Here is a 19,527-nt window from a genome sequence, read left to right on the forward strand (position 1 = left end):
TCCTCGCTCCTATTTTATGGAATTGATCAAGTCGTTACTGGATTTCCTGCTTCACCTGGATCGTTACCTCGACCTGTGGGCCAACGAATATGGCGTATTGTTATATGCGATATTGTTCCTGATTGTTTTTACGGAAACTGGCCTGATCGTTATGCCGTTACTCCCTGGCGATTCGCTCTTGTTTGCGGCTGGTGCATTAGCAGCCCGGCCTACCAACGAACTGAGTGTATGGGTGATTATCCCTTTGCTCATTGGAGCTGCCTTGCTAGGCGATAACGTCAATTATTTTGTAGGAAAGTTTCTGGGCAGTCAGATTAAATCGAGGGAACGGATTTTGTTCTTTAAGCGAGAATACATTGCCGAAACCGAAAAGTTTTATGCCAAGTACGGTGGCCGTACAGTAATCATTGCTCGGTTTATCCCCATTGTACGCACCATTGCCCCCTTTGTAGCCGGAGCAGGTAGCATGAACTACAGTACCTACATTCGATTTTGTATAGCCGGAGCAATTTTATGGGTAACGAGTATTGCATTGCTGGGTTACTTTTTTGGTAACTTCCCGATCGTTCAGAAAAATTTTGAACTGGTAGTATTCGGTATTGTCGGCCTGTCGATTTTACCTATTATCATCGAATTTTTCAAAAAGCGTGTATCGCGGGCTTAAATAGATTGCTTCTTCCGATTCTGAGGATGCTTTACTTTCTGTTGTGACTGATCAATAGCAATCCTGGCATCCTCATTTCCCCAGACTATGAACCGTTACGGCCTTATTGGCTTTCCCCTGACGCACTCATTTTCGCAACGCTATTTTTCGGAGAAATTTAGTCGTGAAGGCATTGCAAACAGTCAGTACGATTTGTTCGAAATGCCAGACGTAACGGCTTTACCCAAACTGTTTACGTTGCCCAATCTTCGAGGGCTGAATGTAACAATTCCCCACAAACAGGCTGTATTACCTTACCTGGACCGACTGGATGCAGCAGCCGAAAAAATTGGAGCCGTCAATGTCATTAAATTGGAAGCCGATGGTACAAAAACAGGTTATAATTCGGATTACTACGGTTTTCGGCAATCATTAACCGATTGGCTAACGACTCTTGGCCGTTCACCGGATGATTTGAAAGCCCTGGTTCTGGGAACAGGGGGAGCTTCCAAAGCGGTGACCGTTGCCCTGCAAGATTTAGGTATTCCTTACCAATTTGTGTCTCGTACCAAAACAGACGGCTACTTAACCTACGATGAAGTAGAATCTGTTTTACCAGCTTATCATCTTCTGATCAACGGGTCACCAATCGGTACGTATCCTAAAACTGATCAGGCCCCTGCTTTACCCTATTCGCAAATTTCCCATCAGCATCTGCTGTATGATCTAGTCTACAATCCGGCCGAGACTTTATTTATGAAACGTGGCCTCGAACAGGGTGCTGCTGTACATAATGGGTTACGAATGCTGGAGCTACAGGCCGAGAAAGCCTGGGAAATCTGGCAATCTTAACAAGCACCTATCCTCTTCTCGTCATAGACAAATTTCCCGCATCCGGTCTTCGTCCATGACAAACACGTTGAAATCGACCTGGCCCCGAATGCCTTTTACCCATCCATTCTGGTTGTGTTGCCAGAGGTACAGTTTATCGGCATCATAACTCCGCAGGTGTTGCGTCGAGTAATCGGCTATCCAGAGCGGATATTCATCCAGATTCCCTTTAATGTACCGCCGATACAGATTACCATTGGTATAAATTATCGGACGAACCTGATAATGCTCTTCAACGGTCTGGAGCCATGTTCTTAGTCCATTCACAATGGTTTCGTCAGTCTGACCATTGATCACTTCAAAATCAACAACAGGGGCAAAATCACCCTGCTCAAGCTCGACGTGGCGAATAAAATTATTGGCCTGTTTGATCGGATCACGCGTAGGATGGTAGAAATGATACGCTCCCCGGTGCAAGGCAATCTTCTTCGCTTCCCGCCAATTTTTGTTAAAATGTTTATCAGACAAGGTAGCTCCTTCAGTTGCTTTAATAAATACAAACTGAATGCGAACGCCTTCCGCTTCCATCTTCTGTACGCTAGCCCAATTAATACGGTCATTATGCCGCGACACATCAATGCCATGAACGGTAAAACGCATGGGTAGTCGTATTCCAAACGCCTGCACAAATTGCCAGTTCATTTCGTTGGGCCGCCTTGCCCGAACTACCCAAATACCTGCCACAACCATACAGAAAGCAATGATCCAAAACCCATACCGTTTTGAAATCAGCTTATATAAAACACGAACTCTCATTCGAATAACGATCCGATTGTTTAATTCAATGGACACTTTACTCCATACGTATTGTAAAAGCCCAACGTACTGACAGTCCCCACTAGCTTTACTTTAAACATCGAAATTACACCTTTCTGCCTGAACCTAACGAAAAACAGAAAAGCTCGTTGCTGTAGCAACGAGCTTTTCTAACAAAAAATGGCAAAGACTTAATCATGTCCTTCCAGTTTTACCAGCTTATTGTATAAACCTAGCAGCAAAAAAGGGGCCGCCCACTGCCCAACAAACAAACTCTTATGACGCTCACCCGTTGCCTGTAAGGCCAGCGACACAGCCATCGAACCCAGCGAGGCCCATAAGAAAATATCAGAAGGCAGTTTAGCGGTTTGCTCCTCAATAGCCGTTGCTACAGGGCCTTCAGTGTGCTCAGGGTTTTCATTCTTGTGCTTAGCCATAACGTTTCAGTTGTTTGATTCTTTACCAATCAGCAACTGACCGTTTTGGTATAAGGTTTTTAAAGTGTTCGAATGGTCCGCTTACACGTTTGGCTGTGGGGTGGTCCGAAGGTAAGGCTTCACAAACGTTACCCCTTTCGGAAATTTGGCTTCCAGCTGGTCGTTTGGCACGGCTGGAGTCACAATCACATCCTCACCGTTTTTCCAGTCAGCAGGGGTAGCTACCTGATAGTCGGCAGTCAGTTGCAGTGAGTCGATGACCCGAAGCAGTTCATTAAAATTCCGTCCAGTAGAGGCTGGATAGGTCAGTGTCAGCTTGATTTTCTTGTCAGGCCCAATGACAAACACCGACCGTACTGTTGCTTTCTCGCTGGCATTGGGGTGAATCATGTCGTAGAGCGTGGCTACGTTCCGATCAGGGTCGGCAATGATTGGGAAATTAACCTCCGTTCCCGTCACGTCTTTGATATCGGGCGTCCAACGGTTATGCGAATCCAGGTCGTCGACCGATACAGCAATCACCTTTACGTTACGCTTACCAAATTCATCTTTCAGCAATGCTGTTTTGCCCAGTTCGGTGGTACAAACAGGCGTAAAATCGGCGGGGTGCGAAAACAGCATACCCCATGCATTGCCAAGCCATTCATGAAAGTGGATGTGGCCCTGAGTGGTATCGGCCTCAAAGTCGGGAGCAATATCGCCTAAACGCAGTGACATAATAAAGGGTGGTTTTAGTTGACAAATTCTACCTGATTAATATAGTAGTTATTGAATCTAAAACCGGCATTGAGCCGGTTTTGATGGGCAAACCTAAAAAATAAGCGGTGAGTTCACAATGCTACCGCTTTAATAAATTAGATCAGTTTATCTTCAACGGCCATTCGGACCAGTTCAGCAGCATTTCGCACCTGCAATCGACGCATCATATTCGCTCGGTGATTATCGACCGTCCGAACACTAAGTTGCAGTTTTTCAGCAATTTCACGGCTGCTCATACCAGCCACCAGAAACTGTAGAATCTCTTTTTCCTTATTGGAAAGCTTCGACTGGCGTTCGGCCCGATTTTGCTTGCTGCCTTTTTTGAGCTGCTGCATGTAGCCACTTAGTATAATCGAAGCGACTGGTGAGCTGTAGTATTTTTCGCCACTGGCAATGGTACGGATTGCCTTGATCATTTCGTCCGACGACGAATCTTTCAGAATATAACCATACGCTCCTGCTTCTACCGACCGCAGAATATAGTCTTCATTGTTATGCATAGACAGCATCAGTACCCGTACATTTTTGTATAACCGACTGATAACCTGTGCTGTTTGAATACCCGACATACCCGGTAACGAAATGTCCATCAAAATCAGGTCGGGTAGTTTTTCGGGAGTTTGCTGGTTTGCTTTCAGCTTATCGAGCGTTTCTTCACCATCGTTCGCTTCGTCGATAATTTCTAAACCTTCGGCTTGTTCCAACAACAGTCGGATACCATCACGAACGATTGAGTGGTCGTCCACCAGCATTAATTTAGTAGGTGTCATGTTGAGCAAAATGCGTTTGGTAGGGAATGCTAATCTGTAGTTTAGTACCTTTTCCGGGTGTTGAATTAATTTTAAGTTTACCGTTGACGAGTTTAGTGCGTTCCAGTATATTGTGTAGCCCCTGCGACGGTGGACGAGATTTCGGCATTCGGGTGTTTTCCCCCTCGTGCACAGTTTTCATCAACCCACTCGGCTGGTTCACAGAAGGTACCTCAAATCCCTTTCCATCGTCACTCACTACTAATTGTAAAGAGTTTCCACGGTCCTTTAGTTCGATATGTACGTGAGATGGTTTGCCATGACGTACTGCATTACTGACGGCCTCCTGTGTAACCCGATACAGCATGATCTCAACATTCTTATCCAGACGAGGCATATCTGTCGTCAGATTGGTCTTAAATGTAACGTCAATTGTTTCACTTCTATCCTGTTCGGCCAACATTTTAATGGCAGGCACAATTCCAAAGTCACTTAACACACTGGGCATCAAATTGTTGGAAATGGTACGAGTTTCCTGAATCGTTTGAGTCACCAGGCTTTTTAACGTTTTCAGATTTTTAGCGTATGGACTTACCCCATTCTGTTCACCTACCATCATTCTGGCCAGTGCCGCTTCCAGTCCTTCGATCTGCAATTTAATAGCCGTAAGCATTTGCCCTAGTCCGTCATGCAATTCGCGGGAAAGTCGTTTTCGTTCCTCCTCCTGACCGGCGATCAGGTACGATGTCCTCAGTTTCTGATCGTCGATTTGTTGCTGATATTGCAATTTGGTAGCCTCAAACAATTTCTGACGGGTTTCCTTTAGCGATTTATTAGCATTTACTAATTTTTTATTAGCTGCCGTAGTTCGACTTTCGGCTTCTACCAACTGGTCAAACGTTTGTTTTAGCTTTCGGGTGGCCGGTCTGAAAATTAGTAAGCCAATGGCCACTAAGGTAACCAGGGTAAAAATATAAGAGTAAAACTCAATGGTGCGTAGTAAGGTCAGCTTGGCCCGCAGTTGCGAGTTACACACCACAACGATCCGGTCTATTTTCTCCAGAAATGGCTTTTCGTTTGCCAGCATCAGCCGAAGATTAGCCTGCACATCGGGCTGGCGCACCTCTTCAAAATGTTGTAACTTCATCATCCGATGCGCACTTTGCTGAAACGCTTCAAACTGAGGCTTTATATCGGCATAAAGTTGATTGATGGCATCAGAATACACCATTTTTACTTCACGGCCACCCGCACGGCCCTCACGGGTTTCCAGATGGTATCGTTCAAAAACGGGAAATAACTGCCGTAGTTCGTCAACATTCTCCTCAAAACTGGCTTGTTCGCTGGCGTCGGTTATCTGGAGTACCTGCTTCACGATCTGCTGGCTCTGGTGCCGCTGAAGTGCCGTTTGCCGAACCACCACCATTTCATCCTCAATAACGCCAAAACGCCATTGCGAAAGCCCTTGCCCCACAGTCAGCAAAACGGCCAGGATTAAAAACATCGTTATGTACAAACGAGTGAAACGAACGGGAATTACCGAACCGTCTTTTGCGTTATCTTGAAGTAAATCGGCCACTGGACAGCGTAATCAAGTCAAAATGATTTATAAAAGTAATCTTTTTTGTAGTTTTACCATTAGTTACTATCGTTAAAGTCTTTCAACGCCATGAACCGTATCGTTATCGCTTTCCTATGCGTATCGCTCGTAGCCTCGGCTTTCCGGCCCGCTAAGTTGCCCGTCGAGCCAACTTCCTCCAAAGCCGTTGCTTCCGTTGCTGCTGAGCCGGTTAAGCTATCGTGGGAAGTCTTGCGCGATGTTACCTTCAAAAAGAAATGGTATGCCGAAGAGTCGGTATATATGCTCTATCCAACGTTTGGCCAGAGCATCCAGAAGCTAAATGGCAAAACGGTCGAACTGACGGGTTATGTGCTGCCGGTTGATCTGGAAACGAACGTGTATGTGCTTTCGGCTTTCCCTTATAGCGCCTGCTTTTTCTGCGGTGGTGCTGGGCCCGAGTCGGTGGTATCATTGAAATTCAAGAAATCGGACAAGAAGTTTAAAACGGATGAGCGCCGTACCTTCCGAGGCACCCTCAAACTGAACGCCGACAATATTTATGAACTGAACTACATCCTGGCCGATGCCGAAATGATTGGTCAATAAATAGTTTCTGTTTCTTCTGGAAATCCCTGCTATTCGTGCGAGTAGCAGGGATTTTTGTGTTTGTGCGGTTTAAACGATGAAGTAGCTTTATTGCCATTCCAACCTTTTAGCGGTGAGCTTGCTCTTTAGGCAAACCCTAATCAACGTTGTTATGAAAACGTCCTTATTGCTTACTCTGGGTCTTCTCACATTTTTCGGACTTACTGAAAGCTGTACCAACCAGACCACCTCTCCCTGTGGCCAGCCTCAGCAGGTAACTGCCGACCCGGAATGCTATACCGGCAACGGCCTGCGACTGACAGCCGGTAATTATGGCGATACCCCGCTGAGTTTTACCTGGGATATTTACGCGCTAAAAGACACCAGCCGAATCATGGGGTGGACGTCTAAAGACGAGAAAATAAAAATGATTGCTGCCAACACCTTTGTTGTGCCCGACAGTCTCGTAAGCCAGTACCAACGATTGATTGTAAATGTAGCGGCCAACTGCGGAGGGCAACTCAAATACTCCACTTATTACGGCTTTACTAAAAAAACCTCCTCAGGGGGCAACTGCACCACCTGGGTCAATCAAAATCAGTAAGCGATTTATAACGGCTTGGCTGGCTTAGGTACCTGTAAACCTGCTACCCTATATCCTCCCAAAGCTCAATGATATTGCCCTCGGGATCGAGGATATGGACGAATTTGCCGTAGTCGTAAACGGCTATTTCATCCACTATGGTTACCCCTTCGCTTTTAAGCTGCTCTACCAGTCCATCGAGATTTTCGACGCGGTAATTGATCATGAATTCCTTTTTGGAGGGTTCAAAGTAGGTGGTGTTTTTATCAAAAGCGCCCCAAACGGTTGTTCCTTCTTTAGCAGGGTCTTCCGCATCGCGCCATTTGAACATAGTGCCATATTGGTCCATAGGTAAACCCAGATTCTGAGCATACCAGTCTTTCATTTTCTGCGGATCATCGCATTTAAAGAAGATGCCGCCGATTCCGGTTACTTTTTTCATACCTCCAAGTTAACCAATATACCCTTAGCTACAACTTCCAATTCCTTAGAACAGCGTCTTTCCATTTTTTGGCGAAAAATTTCAAGTAAGCTATGGAATAGTTAAACACAAAACGCCCACTACAGCAATGTAGTGGGCGTTTATCTTAGATTTATACAACCTTGTGGAGAATATCGGATTCGAACCGATGGCCTCTACAATGCCATTGTAGCGCTCTAGCCAACTGAGCTAATCCCCCGTTTTGTGGGTGCAAAGATGATGAAAAAATCTACTCCTCCAACACCCACATCCATTTTTTTTACTCCATTCAATATACTTTCCCGTCTACACGGTTAATGTTTGTTTTCTGTTATCAAATGTGTAGCTTTGACAATAGTCTAGTAACCGTATGCATACCGTTTATATCATATACAGCCCTACCACCGACCAGTACTTCATTGGTCAGACCAAGGACCTCCGTATCACACTGTGGCAGCATAATGCCAAAACCAATCCGGCCACAGCCGATGGAAAACCCTGGGAAGTGAAGTTTACGCAACAGTTCCCCACTCGAAACGAAGCCCTTAGCCTGGAGATGAAGTTGAAAAAGAAAGATCGCGCTCACTGGGAAGAACTCATCAATAGCACCCAGCCAACCGTCTGACATCACTCCCATTTTATAGAAAAACCGCTCACTGGAGCGGTTTTCGTTTTTTAGAGCTATACCAGATACTGCCGTTAACTTCGTTTGAATCATCAACAGAATACCCCCATTGAGGTCAAATACCTATACCCAGAGAAGTTTCTACAAGCTTTTGCTCTCGACAGGGGCTACTTGTTATAAAAATTTAAGGCTGCTTGCTGGCTCAAAACGGACGTAGGGCTTTCACAAAACGGCCTTTGAAGTAATCACTGAAAAGGTTGTCTTCGCGCACCCCCCGTGAGGACGACGCGTGGATAAATCGGATTTCCTGCGCGCCATTTACCTCCGTCACAATGCCCGTATGCGATACATATCCTGCCTGCCCCTTATCGGGAACGAAGAAGATCAGATCGCCAGGCAGAATTTCGGCCACTTCAACTTCATGCCCTACCTCCGACTGTTGCCACGATATCCGGGGCATTCGCAAGCCAACGGTGTTGAATACGGCAAAGACCAGCCCCGAGCAATCGATGCCGTCGGTCGTGTTGCCTCCCGATCGATACGGTGTACCCGTATAAGTCCGGGCAATCTTGACCACCTCGGGCACGTACCGATTTTCATACGTTCGCGCATCGACAACTCTACCTGTAGGTTTAGCCGGAACAGCGGGTGGGCGTGCGGGCGTTTTACCTGTTGGCGCACGGCGGGCAACAGGTTTCGAGGATGACGGCCGACGACTGACCGATGGGCCCGACGAACGAAGGGCTTCGCAGGATGAAAGCAAGGAAAGCAGGCAGGCGCTCAGCAGAACGGGACCGATTATAGCCCGGAACCAGCGTTGTTGCATACGGGTTGGATTTTGGATCATAAGTGCCTTTAAGTAACGCAAAAGCACATAGGAACAATGCAACCTATCACAATTTCATCGATAATCCAATACGTTTACGGGCTTTATCGACTTCCATTACCTTTACTTTTACTTTCTGGTGCACCTTCACCACCGTTTTCGGGTCCGAAACAAAATGATTCGCCATCTGCGAAACGTGTACCAGACCATCCTGCTTCACACCAATATCGACAAAAGCGCCAAAGGCGGTAATGTTCGTAACGACACCAGGCAGCACCATTCCTTCGTGCAAATCATCGACCGACCGAACGCGGGCGTCATATTCAAATACTGACAACTGTTCACGGGGGTCGCGGCCGGGTTTGGCCAACTCCGCCAGAATATCGCGAAGCGTTGGCAACCCGGCTGTATCGGTCACATACCGCTCGGGTTTGATCTGCTGGCGAAGCTCGGGCCGACGGATCAAATCCGTAACCGTACTTCCCGCATCTGTTGCCATGCGTTCAACAATGGCATAACGCTCGGGGTGAACGGCGCTGTTGTCTAACGGGTTTTTAGCCCCTTCAATCCGCAAAAATCCGGCACACTGCTCAAACACTTTCGGTCCAAGCCGGGCAACTTTTTTCAACTGATCGCGTGAACTGAAGGCCCCATGTTCGGCCCGGTAGGCAACTATATTATTCGCTAGTTGCGGCCCTAGTCCCGACACATACCGAAGCAGATAAGCACTGGCCGTATTGAGCGATACTCCCACCTGGTTCACGCAGCTTTCGACCACCGTATCCAGACTGGTTTTTAAATCCGTTTGATCCACATCGTGCTGATACTGCCCTACCCCAATAGATTTCGGGTCGATCTTGACGAGTTCAGCCAGCGGGTCCATCAGACGACGACCGATACTGACAGCACCACGAACCGTGACATCCTGGTCTGGAAATTCGCTCCGGGCCACTTCCGAAGCCGAATAGATGGAGGCCCCTTGTTCGCTCACCATGAAAATGGGAATGCGTTCGCCTGCTTGTTTGATCAGGTTCAGGCTCTGGATAAATTCTTCCGTTTCACGGCCGGCTGTCCCATTTCCAATAGCAACCGCATCGATCTTGTATTGAGCTACTAACTTCTGAACGGTCTGCGCAGCCTGCTGGCGCTGGGCTTCGGATTGAGCCAGGTATAATACTGTATCGGTCAGCAGATTCCCCTGAGCATCCAGACAAACCGTTTTGCAGCCTGTTCGATAGCCTGGATCAATGGCCAATACCCGCTGCTGACCGAGTGGAGGACTTAGCAATAGCTGGCGCAGGTTTTCGGCAAAAATCCGGATGGCCTCCGCATCAGCCTTTTCTTTCGAACTATTGGCAAATTCGGTCTCAAGCGATGGTTTGAGCAACCGTTTGTAGCCGTCACGTATGGCCAGCGAAAGTTGCTCTTTACAGGCTGGTGTTCCCGACCGTTCGGCGACAAACTGCCGTTCGAGCCGTTCGATAGCCGCTTCTTCGTCGGGACCTATACTCACACTCAAAAACCCTTCAGCCTCTCCCCTACGCAGGGCCAGTAGCCTATGGGAAGGTACACGCCGGAGCGGTTCGGCAAAATCGAAGTAATCTTTAAATTTTACCCCTTCCACATCCTTACCCTTTTTCACCACCGACCGAATGATGGCTTCGCGGTCGAATAGGTTCCGTATGCGTTGCCGGGCATCAGCATCTTCGCTAATTCGTTCGGCCAGAATGTCGCGTGCGCCCTGTAGCGCATCATCGATAGTTGGTACCGCGTCCGATAAATAGCGCTGGGCAATCCGGTCCAGATTCGATTCACGTTGCGCCATCAGCACGTTCGCCAGTGGCTCCAGGCCACGTTCGATAGCCAGTACGGCCCGAGTTTTCCGCTTTTGTTTGTAAGGCAAATACAGATCTTCCAGGTCAACGAGTGAATCGGTAGCCTCAATTTTCTTACGCAGTTCGGGGGTGAGTTTACCCTGCTCATCAATAGCTTTCAGAATAGCCTCCCGACGTTTGTCGAGTTCGAGCAATTTCTGATACGTTTCCCGAATTTGTCCAATCTGCACTTCATCAAGAGGGCCGCGATCGGGCGAGGCAGTGGCTTCTTTGCGGTATCGGGCAATAAAGGGGACGGTAGCTCCGCCGTTGAGTAATTCGATGGTAGCAGCCACCGACCGGGTATTCAGGCCGAGCCGGGCCGCTACCCGTTGGTCAATAGTTGGGGTCATACTAAGTTGTCAAGCGTGGTTGAAGCTTGTCAGGAGATGGTCAAGTGTAGTCAAAAATGGTCAAGTTTAGTCAGGTGTAATCGTAATAACCACTCTTGACCATAACCTGACACTTCTTGACTATGCCTGACTACACTTGGCCATAACCAGAAAATTTCAACCCGTAAAAATGGCGCTGGAAACTGATAGGGCAAAAAAAAACATGCCTTGAGGCATGTTTTTTTCAACGGCTTGTCTTTATATCTTACAATTAAGCTATTTCGACATTAACGGCGTTTAAGCCTTTCCGTCCACGCTCGACATTAAATTTCACTTTGTCGTTTTCGCGGATTTGGTCGATGAGGCCAGTAGCATGTACAAAAATATCTTCGCCACCTTCATCGGGTTTAATGAAGCCAAACCCTTTGGTTTCATTAAAGAATTTTACAGTTCCTGTTTGCATTGTTTGTTATAAATTTGGGCGAATAACGTGACAATAAAATTTATTTCCAAATGATTTTCAGATTTTCCGCTGTTAAAACGTTATTTTCAGAAAGCCTTTCGTTTCCCTGCCATTTCATGCGTCAATGCCGCTTCTTTGCGTAATTTTGACGAATTAATCGAACCATTAGCGTAGTGAAGATTGACCTAACTCTGTACATGCGGGTATTGGGTATTGTGGGAGCGTTATTGATTGGGGGTCTGAATGCGGCCTCGTCGCAAACGGTAATCAGTGATTCCGACGAACCATCCCTGTATACGTATTGTCAGCGGTTCCAAACCTTATATACGCAAATCCGCGAACAGAGCATAACGCCCGACTCAGCCCGTATGCAGTTCAGCCGGATCATGCATGGATTGCAGGAGCGGTTTCATAGTCAGGAAAGTTTTCAGCAGGATTCCATACAACGAGACAGTCTGCGTCGGTCCGGCCTATACTTCAACTTTCCGATACGGGGCTATTCTCCCAGCGCCATCGGCGGTAAACATGGGGAGGGCTATCGGGGTACAGGCTTCGATCTGTTCGATTATACCGTTCGGGGTAGCCATCCGGCCCAGGATATTTTCATCGTTGATCGGAATCAGGACGTTATCGACGACCGTACGGGTGCTCCGGTCGACATACTGGCTGTGACATCCGGCCTTGTTATCGGCATCGAAACGCAATGGAAACCTGGCTCCGAATACCGGGGAGGCAATTGGATCTGGGTGTATGACCCCATCCTGCATGGCCTGTTTTATTATGCCCACAACAGTCAGGTCGATGTTCGTCCGGGCGATTGGGTACAAGGCGGCCAAAAACTAGCTGAAATGGGTCGCACAGGTTTTAATGCCTATAAATCACGCTCGCCAACCCACTTACACCTTATGTACCTCCAAATTCAGCCGGATGGTCTGCCGCAACCCATCAACCCTTACCCATGGCTGGTATCAGCCCAGCTATCAAAATGATGTCTGTGCCCTCTCTGAAAACGTTTTATGGCCGATAGAGAGCGAATTATAGCGAGGTGACAACAGCATGGTATTTATACAATCTGAGCCACTGCTGCGCTTCGTCGAAACAGACTGACGATACCCCAACTCAGCCCTAAGGCGCCTGAAAAGACGATCAGGAATTTGACCGGAACCGGGAGTGGGCTTCCTAACAAAATAAATTGTAGCCCTGTTACGAATGGGTAATGCAGGATATAGATTCCATAGGCATTACCAGATAGATTCGTCCAGACAACGCTGGATTTCAGGACAGCTTGCCGGAAAACACTCAGACAAGCCGCCATACTTGCCAAACAACTGGAAACAAAGGCCAGATCATACAGGAAGTAGCCCTCCGTAGCCGTAATCTGTCCCTGCTTTACCCAGCTCTCCTCAGTCGTCGATACGGCTATGACCAGCCAGTATGCACCTAAACTTAACACCACCCACACAGCCCAATGGACACTGAACAATCGGCCTTGCTTAAACAAATGGGGTTGCCAGTCGGTACTGCCCAAGGCGACCCCTATCCAAAAAAATAGCAGGTAAAATACCAGTCGATTGAGCTGAAAATCAAATGGGCCCCACTGGCCAACCCAGGTAAATTGCCCGACCCATAAACTCAGTGGGATCAAGGCAATGGCAGTACTTATGTAGATTGTTAACCCGAATCGAAAAGGAGTCTGACTATAGCGGATCAAGGTGGTTCCGATAGCCGAAAGAAAAGACGGGAAAAGCCAGAAAACCAGCGCTGTTATTGAATCAAATGCCAATAGCTGCCAAATGAACCAGGGTGGCCCCACAGGCCATTGCTGCCAAAAAACGTAATCCTCTATAAACACCCTTAAGTCAGTCGATTGCGTAGAAAGATAATAAGACGGTAGATACGCCAGTGGAATAATCAGCAACTCTGCCACAAGAAACGGAATACCCAGCCGAACGAATCGGTCCTTCAGATACCACTTAACCCCCTTCCGGCGAAGGCCTCGATATACGAACAGTCCACTGATAAAAAACATCAGAGGCATAAAGAATACATCGTTGAACCCAATCAATCGATCCATAATCACCCAGCGCTCGTTGTCAACAACGGGAGCGGTGGAATAGATGTAATGAGTAGGATCAAAAAAGGCAAACGTTGGGTATGCCAAAGCCGCATGGTGTCCAACAACCAGAAGCGTAATAAATGACCGAAGATAATCAACCCAAACGGCACGCGAGCTTTCGATTGTCATACAAAGCCTAACTTGAGCGGTAATGCATGAAAGACAGAAAAAGACTCAATACGTTGCGTGGGCAGACGACAATACGGTTTGGGATTTGGTACATCCTCGGCTAGCCACGACTATCCCGACTAACCCGTGACCTGTTACGACTCCCGGACGAGATTTACGCCAGTGACCAGAAAAATCATGCCGACAATGAAGGGGGCAGCCGATTCGGCTTTCGACACATGCAGCCCCAAAACAGCTTTCCCTTCTGACAGAAAAGCGACCAGCGCAAATAAAACGACGACAACTCCCAGAATGGTGAGCGCTGCGCCAAAAAAGCGCCGAAAATTGGTATTGTTGTTATCCATAAGGTAAATTAAGCAAAGGCTATAAAGTAAACGTGGAGAACGTGCGTAACGGGTTGTTCTTCACATTCACTCTGCATGCTTCACTATTTTAGGTGTTAAACCGTGTTTACGGCCTTCTTCCAGTAAAAATGGGTAAGCGGCTTCGATAGTATTGGGAATCAATCCATCCAGTATAGCCTCCCGCAGAACGGTTTTGATGTCGCCCACGATTTTCGAGGGCGAGAGACCAAATGTTTCCATAATGAACTCGCCCGTAATAACCGGCTGAAAATTACGGAGTTTATCCCGTTCTTCAAGGTCGTGCAGTTTCTGTTCTACCTTATCAAAATTCCGCAGGTGCTTCTGCACTTTCTCGTAGTTCTTCGAGGTAATATCGGCCCGGCACAACGCCATTAGCCCTTCCAGATCGGCACCGGCATCGAACAGGAGCCGACGCAGGGCCGAGTCAGTTATCTGCTCTTTGGTAAGAGCAATAGGACGAAGGTGTAGCCGCACGAGCTTCTGAACAAACCGCATGTGCTCGTTGAGGGGCAGTTTCATGGTGCGGAAAATGCCGGGCACCCAGCGGGCCCCCAGGTCTTCGTGTCCGTGAAACGTCCAGCCCGCTTTGGGGTCGAACCGTTTGGTTGCCGGTTTGGCAATATCGTGAAGCAAAGCCGCCCAGCGAAGCCAAAGCTCATTCTCCCGGTCGGCTGGAGTCGGCCTGGGTTGGGAACGATGCGCGATGTTGTCCAGTACTTGCAGGGTATGGTAAAAATTATCCTTATGCCCTTTGCCTTCAATCGTTTCAACCCCTTTCAGGGCTACCAGCTCGGGAAAAATACGTTCCAGAATCCCGGCGTGATAGAGCAGTTTGAAGCCATACGATGGCGTAGGCGACAGTATAATTTTGTTCAGCTCATCGGTGACGCGTTCGCGGGAAAGAATACTCACTCGCTCATTCATTCGCACAATGGCATCGAACGTATCCGGTTCAATATCAAAGCTCAATTGGGAAGCAAACCGGATGGCCCGCATCATCCGCAGAGGATCGTCGGAAAACGTCACATCAGGATTGAGTGGAGTACGGATAGTTTTTCGTTTGATGTCTTTCAGGCCACCGAACGGATCGAGCAGTTCACCAAAATCAGCCGTATTGAGACTGATTCCCATGGCGTTGATTGTAAAGTCCCGGCGGTTCTGATCGTCTTCCAGCGTACCATCTTCCACGATGGGTTTGCGGGAATCGCTCCGGTACGACTCTTTCCGGGCCCCGACAAACTCAACCTCCCATTCCTGCTCCCCTTTCAAGTCGCGCAACATGGCCGTCCCAAAGTTCGGGAATACCGAAACATTCGTTCCCAGGGCTTTTCCTACGGCATCGGCCAGGGCAATACCACTTCCAATACACACCACATCGATGTCTTTCGAAGGTCGATTCATCACCAGATCACGCACAAATCCGCCAATTACGTAGGCCCGTAGCCCAAGCGCATTAGCCTGCTGCGCAATGGTATCAAAAATCGGATGTTTGTGAAGTGTTTCGCTGAAATTCATTCGTTAGTTACTAGTCGTCAGCCAGCTCGGTACCCGTTCACTTTCCGTTTACTATCACCGATTCCTGGCGGCAATCAATTATTTTCTGATAAAACTTACCTCTCCATTGGCTTTTAGCCGCATTATACGCGGACGTTTAGGCATGCCGGGTAGCGTTCCAAAGCGTTCGGTAATCAACGACTCGGCCTGGGGCGGTAATGCCAGTGATTCAAAGGGTAACGTCAGTAATCCCCGCCCAAAACTACCGATCAGTCGTTGTATGTCTGTATTCAAGGCCCGCCGAACCGCCACTTCGCCAGCCCCTGTAGTAGCTGTATCGCTCATTGGCTCCTGCTGCCAGACCAGCAATGATATGTTTTTTCCCTGATCGTACACGACCGTAAGTGGGTTTTCGGCAAACTCAACCAGATCGAAGGCAACGTCGGGCAGTTTGAGAACATACAACCCGACCTGCTCGGCATTCTGAACCAGTACGGTCGGCTTTAAACCAGCAGGCATCAAGCCCACCAGCGATAGTAGTTGGGCCACTGCCGCGTCGTTGACCGGGTCAACAGCTACCGACCAGCCCGTTTCGTCGGCCAGGGCAATCAGCTTTCCCTGCCGAAGCTGATAGGCAACATCTCGAATTGTTGGTGTCATCATGAATCCACAAAAGTACGGTAAGTTTTCGTTCAGACGGACGAACGACCTTAAAACAACCTGTTTCAGACTGTATATTGCATTCTACGATCCTGATTGGTTTGTTGCGTTCGTTGTCGACATGTATTGAACAAAATTTGCGCTTTCAGGTTGAACGCCTAAACCCTCATTCCCGTATGACCAACGACTCTACACGACCCCATTATCACCAGTTCTCGCATTCCCTGCTGGCGCTGGCCATTCTGACAGCCGGTATTTACCTGGGTCAGGACATTGTGGTTCCGCTCGCGCTGGCGGGGCTTATTGCTGTTTTGCTTCGCCCCATCGAAAACCGACTTACCCGGCTTGGCATGCACAAAGTTATTGCGATCAGTCTGGCTTTACTCCTTGCCATCATTATCATTACGGGCGTAACCGCCCTGATCTCCGTACAGTTATCCGACTTCACCGACGACATTCCCAAAATCCGTGACCATCTGAACGATTTTATACAGGATGCCAAAAGATGGGTGCGCCGTGAATACAATGTGAGCTATCGGCAGCAGGAAAAATACCTCCAGAAAGCCCAGGCGCAAACCCTCAACACCCTGCAAAGTCCCGATACGCTCGGGGTCATAACGGGGCCACTGGGTACCATTCTCCTGATGCCGATCTACGTGTTTCTGTTGCTGTACTATCGCTCTATGCTACTGCATTTTATCATCGTATTATTCCCGGAAAAACATACCGAACGAATCCGTATCGTAATGGGCGAAGTAAAAGCAGTCATCCAGAGTTATATGGTTGGGCTACTGATCGAAACGGCCTGTGTAGCAGCGCTGAACTCGATAGGACTGATGATTCTGGGGGTACAATACGCTATTCTGCTGGGTGTGATGGCAGCCATTCTAAACCTGATCCCATACATTGGCGGCTTAGTCGCAACAGGGCTTACGGTTCTCGTTACGTTCAGTACCAATCCAGAACTATCGATCATACTGGGCGTAATCGGCATTTTTCTATTCGTTCAGTTCATCGACAACAACGTACTGGTCCCGCTGATCGTAGCCTCCAAAGTCCGAATCAATGCCCTGGTTTCTATTGTGGGCGTACTGGTTGGGGGTGCCTTAGCGGGCGTATCGGGGATGTTTCTGTCAATTCCAGCCATTGCTATCATGAAAGTCATTTTCGATCGGGTCGATAGTCTCAGGGCCTGGGGCGTGTTGCTGGGCGATCAAACCCCCGAAGAAGCGGGCAGCAACCTATTCCGACTGCAACGACGCCGTAAAAAAGTTCAGGAAGTGGCCAGCTAACTGTATAACTTCTTGATCACTTCCTGCTGCATACGCATAAAATGCTGTCGTTCGGCGGGTTGACTCAGCAGGGTGCCGGGTGGATAAGCTGTATGTTTGGTATAACTCCCAGCGTACAGCTCTGTCCGTTGTCGCGCCAGCAAATTACTGGCCGAAGGCCGCTGACGAAATTCCCGTAGGGCCGCCAGGTCAATATCGGCATTGGCCACCAGGCTTTCGCCTGAACCGGCTTTTGCCAAAATCAATCCTTTGGGATCAATAATTGACGAACCGCCATCGGTTGTGTTGGCAGGGATCGAACTCCCGACAATACCTGCCGAATTGGCCGAAACCACATAGGCCATATTTTCGATGGCGCGTGCCTGTTTGGCAATTCCTTTAGCGGTAGGCAATGGGCTATTTAGCTCTGATGAGGAATGAAGCAGCACCTCAGCCCCCTGCATGGTCAGACAACGCGCCACTTCGGGGTAAAGAATATCGTCTGACGCGATGCAGGCCAGATTCCCAATGTTGGTTTTGGCAACGGGGAACAGGGAGTCGTACCCATAAGCCTCCAGGTATAACTCCCACACGTCGTGTGGGGTGGGAGTAAATAACGTATTCAGCCGTCGGTAGCGAAGCAGTACGTCGCCATTAGGCCCCATAATGAAGCTGGTTTGAAAATACAGCTCCGGAAAAAAAGGGTCCTGCTCGTAAACATTGCCCGAAAAATAGACCTGTTGCCGTTGCACCATAGCACTTATCGCTTCGTACAAACGCCCATCAATTTCCAGAGCTGCCTTATCGACCCATTGCTCCACAGTTTCATCTGCTGGCGGTCCGGTCAGAAAATATTCGGGAACGACAACCAGTAAGGTCTCACGCCCGATTGTTGAAAGGGATGCGGAAATTTGCCGTTCAATGCGCTGGATTGTTTCCAGCATTCTCGTTTCAGCTTCTTCACGCGTTTGGCAGGCATTAATGGTTTGGCAGGTTAGTTGAAGGGCAAGCGCTTTGTACGACATAAGTTAAGGCAATGAAATAGTCAATGGTTAGGACACCAATAATACTATGTTTAGCCGAAATAATCGTTACCAGGCTTTTTAAAACCGTATTGGAACAAATCGACAGGCAGGTTGATTGTATAGAGACAACCCTATAGAGTAACCACCAATCACAAAACCATTTTCATGACAGTAGATGTACTCGCCATTGCGGCCCACCCCGACGACGTTGAAATGACCTGTGCAGGCACGGTTCTTTCGTTGGTTGCACAAGGCAAAACAGTAGCCGTTGTAGACCTGACGCGCGGTGAACTAGGTACCCGGGGCACGCCCGAAATCCGGGCTCAGGAAGCCGCAGAGGGAGCCCGGATCATGCAGTTGAGTGCCCGGGAGAATTTGGGGTTTCGGGATGGTTTTTTCCGCAACGATGAAGAACATCAGCTCGCACTCATTCCCTTAATCCGCCAGTTTCGCCCGCATATTGTTCTGACCAATACCCCCGACGACCGCCATCCCGACCACGGACGAGCCTCTGAACTGGTAGCGGATGCGTGTTTTTATTCGGGCCTTCGGCAAATCAAAACGGTGGGCAAAGACGGGCAGCCACAGGAGGCCCATCGGCCCGTTCTGGTGTACAACTTCATTCAGGATCGTTCGCTAAAGCCCGATTTTATCGTTGATATTACCCCCTACTGGGACCAGAAACTGGCCGCTATTCAGGCGTATAAAAGCCAGTTTTTCAATCCAGATAGCCACGAACCGCAAAGCTACATTTCGGGCGAACCATTCATGAAATTTCTGGAAGCCCGCACCCGTGAGCATGGGCACATGATTGGTGCCGAATTTGGCGAAGGCTTCATCAGCCGTCGAATGCTGGGGATCAATGATCTGTTTGCCCTTCGCTAGCAACCCGACGAAACGGTCGAAGACCTCCCCCAAGACAA

22 protein-coding genes and 1 tRNA gene are annotated in these 19,527 nt (G+C 48.5%); 8 read left to right on the top strand and 15 right to left on the bottom strand.

Features of this window, described 5'->3' with window-relative positions; genetic code table 11:
* Positions 1-16: 16 nt before the first annotated feature.
* Entirely contained in the window at positions 17-664 is a 648-nt protein-coding gene (locus B153_RS0105085; RefSeq protein ID WP_020595597.1) for a DedA family protein, read from the top strand.
* 87 nt (positions 665-751) lie between these two features.
* Positions 752-1,495 carry a shikimate dehydrogenase family protein gene (locus tag B153_RS0105090; protein WP_020595598.1) on the top strand — a complete coding sequence of 248 codons (744 nt, stop codon included), beginning with the start codon at positions 752-754 and terminating at the stop codon, positions 1,493-1,495.
* 21 nt (positions 1,496-1,516) lie between these two features.
* On the opposite strand, the gene B153_RS0105095 is transcribed toward B153_RS0105090, so the two are convergent.
* From B153_RS0105095 to B153_RS0105115, 5 genes are all read right to left on the bottom strand, one after another.
* On the bottom strand, positions 1,517-2,290 hold the full coding sequence (locus B153_RS0105095) for a glycoside hydrolase family 25 protein (RefSeq protein ID WP_020595599.1): 774 nt from the start codon (positions 2,288-2,290) through the stop codon (positions 1,517-1,519).
* Between the two features lie 191 nt (positions 2,291-2,481).
* Entirely contained in the window at positions 2,482-2,727 is a 246-nt protein-coding gene (locus tag B153_RS0105100; RefSeq protein ID WP_020595600.1) for a hypothetical protein, read from the bottom strand.
* Between the two features lie 81 nt (positions 2,728-2,808).
* The gene (locus B153_RS0105105; RefSeq protein WP_020595601.1) at positions 2,809-3,444 is read right to left on the bottom strand and encodes a peroxiredoxin; all 636 of its coding nucleotides are present in this window, start codon (positions 3,442-3,444) and stop codon (positions 2,809-2,811) included.
* A gap of 137 nt (positions 3,445-3,581) precedes the next feature.
* Positions 3,582-4,256, bottom strand: a complete 675-nt coding sequence (locus tag B153_RS0105110) for a response regulator transcription factor (protein ID WP_483852529.1) — start codon at positions 4,254-4,256, stop codon at positions 3,582-3,584.
* Positions 4,243-5,739, bottom strand: coding sequence for a sensor histidine kinase (locus B153_RS0105115; RefSeq protein ID WP_245564832.1), 1,497 nt, complete (start codon positions 5,737-5,739; stop codon positions 4,243-4,245). The genes B153_RS0105110 and B153_RS0105115 overlap by 14 nt, the downstream gene beginning before the upstream one ends.
* A 165-nt stretch (positions 5,740-5,904) precedes the next feature.
* On the opposite strand from B153_RS0105115, the gene B153_RS0105120 reads away from it, so the two are divergent.
* Entirely contained in the window at positions 5,905-6,402 is a 498-nt protein-coding gene (locus B153_RS0105120) for a hypothetical protein (RefSeq protein ID WP_020595604.1), read from the top strand.
* A gap of 151 nt (positions 6,403-6,553) precedes the next feature.
* Positions 6,554-6,985, top strand: coding sequence for a hypothetical protein (locus B153_RS0105125; protein WP_020595605.1), 432 nt, complete (start codon positions 6,554-6,556; stop codon positions 6,983-6,985).
* A 43-nt stretch (positions 6,986-7,028) separates the two neighbouring features.
* Here the strand turns inward: B153_RS0105125 and B153_RS0105130 are convergent, their stop codons facing one another.
* Together B153_RS0105130 and B153_RS0105135 are read right to left on the bottom strand one after the other, a co-directional pair.
* Positions 7,029-7,406 (bottom strand): VOC family protein, encoded by a 378-nt coding sequence (locus B153_RS0105130; RefSeq protein WP_020595606.1) that lies wholly within the window; start codon positions 7,404-7,406, stop codon positions 7,029-7,031.
* A gap of 164 nt (positions 7,407-7,570) precedes the next feature.
* Positions 7,571-7,644, bottom strand: a tRNA-Ala gene (locus B153_RS0105135).
* Between the two features lie 150 nt (positions 7,645-7,794).
* Here B153_RS0105135 and B153_RS0105140 point away from each other — a divergent pair.
* Positions 7,795-8,049 (top strand): GIY-YIG nuclease family protein, encoded by a 255-nt coding sequence (locus B153_RS0105140; protein WP_020595607.1) that lies wholly within the window; start codon positions 7,795-7,797, stop codon positions 8,047-8,049.
* Between the two features lie 202 nt (positions 8,050-8,251).
* Here the strand turns inward: B153_RS0105140 and B153_RS0105145 are convergent, their stop codons facing one another.
* The 3 genes from B153_RS0105145 to B153_RS0105155 form a co-directional block, all read right to left on the bottom strand.
* Positions 8,252-8,875, bottom strand: a complete 624-nt coding sequence (locus B153_RS0105145) for a C40 family peptidase (protein WP_020595608.1) — start codon at positions 8,873-8,875, stop codon at positions 8,252-8,254.
* A 67-nt stretch (positions 8,876-8,942) separates the two neighbouring features.
* Positions 8,943-11,102, bottom strand: a complete 2,160-nt coding sequence (locus B153_RS0105150; protein ID WP_020595609.1) for a Tex family protein — start codon at positions 11,100-11,102, stop codon at positions 8,943-8,945.
* Between the two features lie 250 nt (positions 11,103-11,352).
* Positions 11,353-11,544, bottom strand: a complete 192-nt coding sequence (locus tag B153_RS0105155; RefSeq protein WP_020595610.1) for a cold-shock protein — start codon at positions 11,542-11,544, stop codon at positions 11,353-11,355.
* Between the two features lie 197 nt (positions 11,545-11,741).
* Between B153_RS0105155 and B153_RS0105160 the strand changes: the two genes are divergently transcribed.
* Positions 11,742-12,533, top strand: coding sequence for a M23 family metallopeptidase (locus B153_RS0105160; RefSeq protein WP_020595611.1), 792 nt, complete (start codon positions 11,742-11,744; stop codon positions 12,531-12,533).
* Between the two features lie 74 nt (positions 12,534-12,607).
* Here B153_RS0105160 and B153_RS0105165 read toward each other — a convergent pair whose 3' ends face one another.
* The 4 genes from B153_RS0105165 to B153_RS0105180 form a co-directional block, all read right to left on the bottom strand.
* A complete protein-coding gene (locus tag B153_RS0105165) occupies positions 12,608-13,789 on the bottom strand; it encodes an acyltransferase family protein (RefSeq protein WP_020595612.1) in 1,182 nt (393 codons plus the stop codon).
* Between the two features lie 134 nt (positions 13,790-13,923).
* Positions 13,924-14,133: a hypothetical protein gene (locus B153_RS0105170; protein ID WP_020595613.1), complete on the bottom strand. Its 210-nt coding sequence runs from the start codon at positions 14,131-14,133 to the stop codon at positions 13,924-13,926.
* 66 nt (positions 14,134-14,199) lie between these two features.
* Positions 14,200-15,669, bottom strand: a complete 1,470-nt coding sequence (locus tag B153_RS0105175) for a CCA tRNA nucleotidyltransferase (protein ID WP_020595614.1) — start codon at positions 15,667-15,669, stop codon at positions 14,200-14,202.
* A 78-nt stretch (positions 15,670-15,747) separates the two neighbouring features.
* A complete protein-coding gene (locus tag B153_RS0105180) occupies positions 15,748-16,311 on the bottom strand; it encodes an L-threonylcarbamoyladenylate synthase (protein WP_020595615.1) in 564 nt (187 codons plus the stop codon).
* 173 nt (positions 16,312-16,484) lie between these two features.
* Here B153_RS0105180 and B153_RS0105185 point away from each other — a divergent pair, with 173 nt between their 5' ends.
* Positions 16,485-17,600 carry an AI-2E family transporter gene (locus B153_RS0105185; RefSeq protein WP_020595616.1) on the top strand — a complete coding sequence of 372 codons (1,116 nt, stop codon included), beginning with the start codon at positions 16,485-16,487 and terminating at the stop codon, positions 17,598-17,600.
* Here the strand turns inward: B153_RS0105185 and B153_RS0105190 are convergent.
* Complete coding sequence (locus B153_RS0105190; protein WP_020595617.1) at positions 17,597-18,604, bottom strand: nitrilase-related carbon-nitrogen hydrolase; 1,008 nt, start codon at positions 18,602-18,604, stop codon at positions 17,597-17,599. The genes B153_RS0105185 and B153_RS0105190 overlap by 4 nt on opposite strands.
* Before the next feature lie 165 nt (positions 18,605-18,769).
* On the opposite strand from B153_RS0105190, the gene bshB1 reads away from it, so the two are divergent.
* Complete coding sequence (bshB1, locus tag B153_RS0105195) at positions 18,770-19,489, top strand: bacillithiol biosynthesis deacetylase BshB1 (protein WP_020595618.1); 720 nt, start codon at positions 18,770-18,772, stop codon at positions 19,487-19,489.
* The last annotated feature ends 38 nt before the right edge of the window (positions 19,490-19,527 follow it).

Source organism: Spirosoma panaciterrae DSM 21099, from assembly GCF_000374025.1.
Lineage (GTDB): Bacteria > Bacteroidota > Bacteroidia > Cytophagales > Spirosomataceae > Spirosoma > Spirosoma panaciterrae.

Excerpts from the sequence above, each read along its gene's own strand:
- B153_RS0105085 (WP_020595597.1), top strand. The coding sequence starts at position 17 with ATGGAATTGATCAAGTCGTTACTGGATTTCCTGCTTCACCTGGATCGT.
- B153_RS0105090 (WP_020595598.1), top strand. The coding sequence starts at position 752 with ATGAACCGTTACGGCCTTATTGGCTTTCCCCTGACGCACTCATTTTCG.
- B153_RS0105095 (WP_020595599.1), bottom strand. The coding sequence starts at position 2,290 with ATGAGAGTTCGTGTTTTATATAAGCTGATTTCAAAACGGTATGGGTTT.
- B153_RS0105100 (WP_020595600.1), bottom strand. The coding sequence starts at position 2,727 with ATGGCTAAGCACAAGAATGAAAACCCTGAGCACACTGAAGGCCCTGTA.
- B153_RS0105105 (WP_020595601.1), bottom strand. The coding sequence starts at position 3,444 with ATGTCACTGCGTTTAGGCGATATTGCTCCCGACTTTGAGGCCGATACC.
- B153_RS0105110 (WP_483852529.1), bottom strand. The coding sequence starts at position 4,256 with ATGACACCTACTAAATTAATGCTGGTGGACGACCACTCAATCGTTCGT.
- B153_RS0105115 (WP_245564832.1), bottom strand. The coding sequence starts at position 5,739 with ATGTTTTTAATCCTGGCCGTTTTGCTGACTGTGGGGCAAGGGCTTTCG.
- B153_RS0105120 (WP_020595604.1), top strand. The coding sequence starts at position 5,905 with ATGAACCGTATCGTTATCGCTTTCCTATGCGTATCGCTCGTAGCCTCG.
- B153_RS0105125 (WP_020595605.1), top strand. The coding sequence starts at position 6,554 with ATGAAAACGTCCTTATTGCTTACTCTGGGTCTTCTCACATTTTTCGGA.
- B153_RS0105130 (WP_020595606.1), bottom strand. The coding sequence starts at position 7,406 with ATGAAAAAAGTAACCGGAATCGGCGGCATCTTCTTTAAATGCGATGAT.
- B153_RS0105140 (WP_020595607.1), top strand. The coding sequence starts at position 7,795 with ATGCATACCGTTTATATCATATACAGCCCTACCACCGACCAGTACTTC.
- B153_RS0105145 (WP_020595608.1), bottom strand. The coding sequence starts at position 8,875 with ATGCAACAACGCTGGTTCCGGGCTATAATCGGTCCCGTTCTGCTGAGC.
- B153_RS0105150 (WP_020595609.1), bottom strand. The coding sequence starts at position 11,102 with ATGACCCCAACTATTGACCAACGGGTAGCGGCCCGGCTCGGCCTGAAT.
- B153_RS0105155 (WP_020595610.1), bottom strand. The coding sequence starts at position 11,544 with ATGCAAACAGGAACTGTAAAATTCTTTAATGAAACCAAAGGGTTTGGC.
- B153_RS0105160 (WP_020595611.1), top strand. The coding sequence starts at position 11,742 with ATGCGGGTATTGGGTATTGTGGGAGCGTTATTGATTGGGGGTCTGAAT.
- B153_RS0105165 (WP_020595612.1), bottom strand. The coding sequence starts at position 13,789 with ATGACAATCGAAAGCTCGCGTGCCGTTTGGGTTGATTATCTTCGGTCA.
- B153_RS0105170 (WP_020595613.1), bottom strand. The coding sequence starts at position 14,133 with ATGGATAACAACAATACCAATTTTCGGCGCTTTTTTGGCGCAGCGCTC.
- B153_RS0105175 (WP_020595614.1), bottom strand. The coding sequence starts at position 15,669 with ATGAATTTCAGCGAAACACTTCACAAACATCCGATTTTTGATACCATT.
- B153_RS0105180 (WP_020595615.1), bottom strand. The coding sequence starts at position 16,311 with ATGATGACACCAACAATTCGAGATGTTGCCTATCAGCTTCGGCAGGGA.
- B153_RS0105185 (WP_020595616.1), top strand. The coding sequence starts at position 16,485 with ATGACCAACGACTCTACACGACCCCATTATCACCAGTTCTCGCATTCC.
- B153_RS0105190 (WP_020595617.1), bottom strand. The coding sequence starts at position 18,604 with ATGTCGTACAAAGCGCTTGCCCTTCAACTAACCTGCCAAACCATTAAT.
- bshB1 (WP_020595618.1), top strand. The coding sequence starts at position 18,770 with ATGACAGTAGATGTACTCGCCATTGCGGCCCACCCCGACGACGTTGAA.